At 55.9% G+C, this 6,196-nt stretch carries 9 protein-coding genes; all 9 read left to right on the top strand.

Going from position 1 to position 6,196, the window contains the following annotated elements:
• A partial coding sequence (locus PHI12_12875; GenBank protein ID MDD5511684.1) for a S8 family serine peptidase occupies window positions 1-524 on the top strand: 524 nt, incomplete at its 5' end.
• A gap of 4 nt (window positions 525-528) precedes the next feature.
• Window positions 529-1,023, top strand: coding sequence for a transglutaminase-like domain-containing protein (locus PHI12_12870; protein MDD5511683.1), 495 nt, complete (start codon window positions 529-531; stop codon window positions 1,021-1,023).
• Window positions 1,024-1,025: 2 nt separating this feature from the next.
• Window positions 1,026-1,250 carry a hypothetical protein gene (locus PHI12_12865; GenBank protein ID MDD5511682.1) on the top strand — a complete coding sequence of 75 codons (225 nt, stop codon included), beginning with the start codon at window positions 1,026-1,028 and terminating at the stop codon, window positions 1,248-1,250.
• An 18-nt stretch (window positions 1,251-1,268) separates the two neighbouring features.
• Window positions 1,269-1,634 carry a hypothetical protein gene (locus PHI12_12860; GenBank protein ID MDD5511681.1) on the top strand — a complete coding sequence of 122 codons (366 nt, stop codon included), beginning with the start codon at window positions 1,269-1,271 and terminating at the stop codon, window positions 1,632-1,634.
• Between the two features lie 10 nt (window positions 1,635-1,644).
• The gene (locus PHI12_12855; protein ID MDD5511680.1) at window positions 1,645-2,679 is read left to right on the top strand and encodes a hypothetical protein; all 1,035 of its coding nucleotides are present in this window, start codon (window positions 1,645-1,647) and stop codon (window positions 2,677-2,679) included.
• Window positions 2,680-2,690: 11 nt separating this feature from the next.
• A complete protein-coding gene (locus PHI12_12850) occupies window positions 2,691-3,407 on the top strand; it encodes a tyrosine-type recombinase/integrase (GenBank protein ID MDD5511679.1) in 717 nt (238 codons plus the stop codon).
• A complete protein-coding gene (locus PHI12_12845; protein MDD5511678.1) occupies window positions 3,394-3,768 on the top strand; it encodes a hypothetical protein in 375 nt (124 codons plus the stop codon). Before PHI12_12850 ends, PHI12_12845 begins: the two co-directional genes overlap by 14 nt.
• Window positions 3,769-3,780: 12 nt before the next feature.
• Window positions 3,781-4,560 (top strand): DUF192 domain-containing protein, encoded by a 780-nt coding sequence (locus PHI12_12840; protein ID MDD5511677.1) that lies wholly within the window; start codon window positions 3,781-3,783, stop codon window positions 4,558-4,560.
• Entirely contained in the window at window positions 4,560-6,086 is a 1,527-nt protein-coding gene (locus PHI12_12835) for a hypothetical protein (protein ID MDD5511676.1), read from the top strand. The genes PHI12_12840 and PHI12_12835 overlap by 1 nt, the downstream gene beginning before the upstream one ends.
• Window positions 6,087-6,196: the final 110 nt, after the last annotated feature.

Below are 6,196 nucleotides of genomic sequence, written 5' to 3'. Positions count from 1 at the left end.
TCGTATGCCCCGCCTGTGATCCAGAGGTCTGGGCGGTGGGCGCGGTGGATGTTTCGCCCTTCGGGATATCTCAATACTCGTCAAGAGGGCCGACCAAAGAAGGATACGTCAAACCGGACATTGTGTTCTACGGAACAAACGTCAACCTGGCCTCTTCTCACAGTGATGATGCCTATGTGGTCAAGAGCGGTACCAGCTTCGCCGCTCCCTTTGCCGTCGGCGCCGGTTTTGACCTGTGGGAAATAATGAGGAGGAATGACCCGGCAGCAGGCGCAAGCCTGTCCATGGAGGAATTCTTACAGGTGATCAGTAGTGTGGCGGTAAAGCCTGAAGGAATACCTGCCGGTAAGGACAACACTTACGGATACGGCCTCCCATCGGGCGGAAAGCTTGCCCAGTTATACGGGGCCGAAGGTGTACCGGCGCTGATTACGTCTGAGATTACCGGAATGGTTATACCAATAATGAGCCTGGGGATGGTGGGCATGATGATGGCCGGCATGTCGAAATCTTTTACGAGGTAATGATATGACTGAGACTGAGATCGTGACGAGAGAGTATCGGTACGTAAAGGACGCGGTGAAATACTACTGTGTTCGTTGGGGTGCTCCAAAATACACCGAAGGAAGAAAGAAGGGGCACTGCGGCGCCAAGGCGGAGCTGCTTGCCCAGAGACTCAAGGCGCAAGGGATCAGGACGCGGATAGTTGAGGCAAGGCCGTCTCCACCCGGCGGAGCGCTATTAACCCTCTTCGCGCCTTTTGACTGCCACTTCTGGCTGGAGGCGCTCGCTGACGGGTGCTGGCTAACCCTTGATCCTTCTCCCGATCAGGGTATTGCCTGCGTTATGGGTGACGCCGAGCCGGGAAAACACCTGGAACAAGACTACCACTATCTAAAGAGGTGGAGCGAACTGCCTTACTGGTACAAGGATGCCTATAACAGCCCTCTGGTGATACCCCTAAGATGGGCCACCAACATCCAGATCGCCTTGGTAAGGTTGATATGCCGGTTTAGGAGGTAACTATGGAAGAGAGTGATTCCAGTCGAGTGATGATGATCGGTATGGTGGGCATGGTAGGAATGATGATGGGTCTAACAATGGTAACAGCGTTCCTGCCTGCTGCGGCCGCTCCGCCGGTTATCTACACGTGCCCGCTGTGCGGCGCGGAGTTTGCTTCGGAAGAGGAGCTAATTACCCATTTTGAAACAGAACACCCTTCTGAGCTTATCGATATTATCTGGGAATAAATGAAGAGGAGGTTTGCTATGAAAATCAAACCTGAGGTCGAAATCGAAAGCCTTGAGATGGCCGACCCAACATTCGAAGGCGGGGAACACAAGACGGCCCGGGCGCTGCTCACTAATCCTACCGCTAAGGAGTTTGTCTATACCGTTGAGCTGTACCTGAGCGCCGGTAAGGTCGCCACATCCGGCACCGGGGATATCGTCATCGTCGCGGGTGGCTCACAGTATGTCGATTTCGGTATCGACATGCCGGTTACCGAAGGCTCCTATCCGGTATATCTGGATGTGAGTGTTGCTGGTGCGCTAATCAAGCACTACCAGGCCACCGAAGACGTCGTGATTGAGATCAGCCCCGACATAAGCGTCGGTCCGATAACCTGGGAATAAGGAGGTAAACATGCCTGAGTTTAATGCAGGGGAAGCTAAAACCGCCGTCGTAGAGATGACCAACCCCACTCCGGCTCCATTCGACTACAAGGCTACTCTCTACATGGGCGTTAATATGGTCGCTTTGTACACCAAAGAGTTTGCTCTTGATGCCGGGGAGAGCGAAAACGTGCGCTTCCCGATCACCATGCCTCTTGAAGCCGGCACCTACCCTGTGTACTTTGACGTCTGGTCCGGAGCCACCCTGCTCGGGCATTACCAGGCTACTGAAGACGTGATTATTACGGGTAGCGGGGAGGTCATGCTGCATTCAATGAGTTTCCCGATCGCCCCGTGCTACCGAGGACGAACCACCCTGGAAGCCATACTGTATATTCCTCCTGCCGCGTGCCCCGAAGGCTCCAGCCTGTTAATCGAGATCGCGCTCCCCAAGGAATGCGGACTACTTCCGCTGTACTATCCGGCTAATCCGGATCTGGGAGTTTACTACGACGCTGTCTTCCTTAGCGTAACGGTAACCCGTGCCGATCTGACCTCACCCAATAACCTCTATGTCGTAACCGCTAAAAAGGACCTCGCTACGAAGCGGTACCGCTCTTCACCTAGCCCGCAAAGCTACGATGACTGGATACCGGTAAACACCTATCCCTTGTACCTGAGGTCACTGGTGGATCCGGGTTATCTTAAGCCACCGTTTGAGGAGCAAATCGGCAGCATCATCATCTCACCTGATGTGATGAGCAGCTTTACCTATTCCAATGCTAACACCTGGAAAGTACCCGAAGGTGAGCGCGTTAGGGTGTATTTCGAAATCCTGGTCACTAACTCGGGCTCGGTAACCGAAACACATGACGTCAGGCTCTATATCGGCTCTCAAGGAGACGGGGTTGATTGGTATACCAATAACGTGTATCCAATGACTCTCTCGCCGGGGCAATCCGGCAAGATTGAGCGAAACATATTAACCATGGTTGGTAAGGGCAGGACCTTTCAGTGTGTGGACGACCAGGGCAGCATGTCCAGTAAGTACACGGTATCCACATGAGGTAATTTTAGATGACCAAAGCTTATCTTGAACCTCAAGATGTAGAAAAACTGGAGCAGGCCGCCGAATATCTGCGGGACCGGCTGCTCATTCGGCTTTTGTTTCGGCTGGGCTGCCGTATTTCCGAGGCGCTGGGAATAACGGTCGATGACATTGATTTTGGCGAGAGCACGGTTACTATCAAGCACCTTAAGGAGAGGGTGAGGCTTTCCTGCCCGCGCTGCGGCGCAAGACTGGCCCGGGCGCACCGGTTCTGCTCCGTTTGTGGATTTGATGTCGACCAGGCCCTTTCCCAGGTTCGGGAACAGCGGCGCTTTCGCACTCTGCCGGTTGATGCCGAAACCCTGGGGATGCTTAAGGAATACGTAGGCCGTAAAGGGCCTCGTTCCAGAGGGGGCCGGCTTCTCCTCTTCGGTATTAACCGCCACCGGGCCTGGCAGATAGTGCGGCATTGTGCCGAAAGGGCCGGGCTCCCCAGGCTCAAGAATGCTGAGTCGGGTAAGGTACACGGCGTGAGTCCGCACCGGCTGCGAGACGCCTTCGCCGTCCATGCCGTGAAAATCAATGACAGCGGCGACGGGATCCGGATGCTGCAGGAGCACCTGGGCCATCAGAGCATCGCCACTACCATGAGATACCGTAAGGTCTCCGGAGAGGAGCAGAGACAGTGGTTCGATAAGCTATGGGAGGAGAATAAAGCGAAAGGAGAGAGAAATGGTAAAGCGTGAACAGTATGATTTCTTCAAGGAGCTGATTCGGGAGTTTGAGCCGCGGGAGACCGGGCCAACGGAGCCGTATCCGAACTGGGGGAGCCGGTTAGCACGGTACGAACGGGATAATCCGGCCCTGGTCCCCCACGCCACTAAAGGCCGAGCAAACCTGCTCAGAAGCTACGAGGCCATGAGGCGAAAATACACCGACCGAATAGAAACCGCGGCGGCTAACTATGACAAGCTGCCCTTTGGGCCTCTAACTAAAGCGGCCTTTCGGGCCGGCATGAAAACGGCTCCGGAGAGCTACCGGAATAAGATCACCACCTCTCACGAGAAGAAGTGGGCGGCACGATGGATTGATCACGTGTCGCGATAGGAGGAAAGCGCAATGCAAACAGCAACCGTAACGATCGGAGAAAAGCAGTGGCTGGCTAGCGTGGCGGTAACCCCGGAAGAACTGGCTGCCGGTCTCTCGGGACTGGAGTCGACGCCTGCCGGCGCAGGTATGCTCTTTGACCTGGGCAGTGAACAACCGGTTCAGGTCACCACGGCGGCCATGCTATTTAGTATCGACATCATCTTTATGAGCGAAGCGCTGCAGGTGGTGGATATCGTCCTGGGCGCTCCGCCAGGTTATCTCATCACAGAGGAAACGCCGGTGAGATACTTCCTGGAGGTAAACGCTGGTGAAGCGGAGACTATCGGGTCAGGTGACAGCGTGTCGATTGATTATACTACGGGAGAAGAGGGCCCTTTGCCTGGTGAGACGCTTGGAATTACCGGCTTCATGCAGCTTGCCCTTACGGCGGCTGTCATGGGGCTCTTTGTGGGCGGCATGCTCAAGATGTACTCTCGCACCGCGCTGGGTAAGCCGAAGCCGAAAGAGCTGCCGCCCCCGGCTCTGGAATACCCTCGCTATGAATACCTGTCATCCACAGGGATGATAAGCAAGCCAGGCCATGTCAGGCATCAGACGATAACTGGTAGTAAGCCGCCGGCAGTGATTCCCACCAAGCTTCGCCCCTCGCACCCGAAAGAAAAAACAAGCCTTGATTTCCTGGCGGACAGCCCCGAGTTTCTGGCCTATACCATTGACGATATCGGCTACCGGGAAAAGCTGGATAACGCCTTCCAGACGGCAATCACCCGGGTAAACAGGAGGATCTGATGGTAGTAAAGACCGCACCACCGCAGGTGTTGACCATGGAGGAGTACCGCAGGGACTGGGAGCCCCGGGGCTGGCAGCTCATCATTATCGGCCCCACTTCCACCTGGCGCCAGGACTGGGGTGAGTGGGAAGCCATCCGGGATATTGTGCAGAACGCTCTTGACGAAAGTGAGCGCTACACCTGGGGCTATGATGAAGAGGGGCTATATATCCGTGATGAGGGTAAGGGAGTGGCCGTGGCCGACTTCCTGCTCGGCCCACCCAAGCTCAAGCCGGACTGGGCCAGGGGCAAATACGGCGAGGGGATGAAGATTGCCGGACTGGCCTTAACCCGGATGGGATATTCGGTTCGTGTCGAAACCATGGGGCGGGAGATCTGGATAATCTTTTTGGAGCAGCCGGTAAACGGCAGGGCGGAGACCCTGGCGGCTCTCTGGAGACCTGACGGGCAGAAAAGCGGCACCACCTTTCACATCGTTGGCTACACCGGGACGGCCTTTGAAGATCGCTTTGCCGTTAATATCCCCCGCTCGTCTGTTATTACCGAGGGCCCCAGCCTGTTATCCCGTCCCGTGCAGCGCTATAACCAGATCATACAGCATCATTTCCCTGAGACACCACCCACCGGCTGGCACGAGAAGGGAGCCGGGGCATCGCGGATATTTGCCCGTGACATCTTCCTGAAAAGCATAAGAAGTCCTTACTCATATAACCTCTGGTCCTTCGAACTGGCTCCAGACCGGCACGGACCCAGGAACGAAGACGACCTGTGGGTTGATGTAGGCAGGCTGTGGTGCTGCGTTACCAGTGTTGATCACCTGAGAGTATTCCTTAACATGACGCATGACCCGCCCCTACTGGAAGCTGAGGAAAACCACCGGGTAAACATGTCCAGCTATGAAATGGGGGTGGATCCGGTGAGCGGCAAGCAATATGACCTGATTATGAAAGAAAACGCCGAGGCCTGGCGTGCGGCCTGGCGGGAGACCTTCGGCAATGATGCCGTCCTCCGCTGTAATCCGCGCTGGGATAGCACGGTAAAGCACCTGGGCTACAAGTCCGTTGACATGCAGAACATGGTTACCTGGGCGCTCCGCGGGGTGATTACCAGTGACGAACGCCTGGTCGGCGATTCCCAGGAGCGGCTCCGGGAGGTCGAGGTAATCCCCGACTCAAAACTGGACCCGCTGCAGCTCAAGCACCTTGCCCTGGCCAGGGAAATTACGCGGCGGGTGGTTTCTACACCACCAGATGTGCATGCCGCCATCATCCCGCCGGCCAGCGACCGGGTGAGAACCGCCGGCCTTTACAGCCGGACGACCCGCGAGGTCTATGTTTCTCTCTTTCAGTTGGACCACGCCAGAACAACCATCGACACCCTGATTCACGAGCTGGGCCATCATCAGTCGGGGGCTGAGGATCTGGAGCCGGGACACGCTGATGCCATGACCAAAATAGCATCCCGGGTGGTGTCGGCCACGGCCGAGCGGTGGTTTGATGATGACCTTGAGGGAATAACCTGGTAGGAGGACAACGTGAAAACACCGCAGGAATCGATTCAGGCTCAGGCCAATGAGGTAATCCAGTTCACCACCTGGCTTTCGGTTGCTTTGTTTATGCTCTGGGTAGGCAAAAA

The sequence above is a fragment of the Dehalococcoidales bacterium genome, from assembly GCA_028716225.1.
In the GTDB taxonomy this organism is placed as follows: Bacteria; Chloroflexota; Dehalococcoidia; order Dehalococcoidales; family UBA5760; genus UBA5760.
Note: the sequence above shows the minus strand (reverse complement) of the source record. Positions and strands in the feature narration are given on the sequence as shown.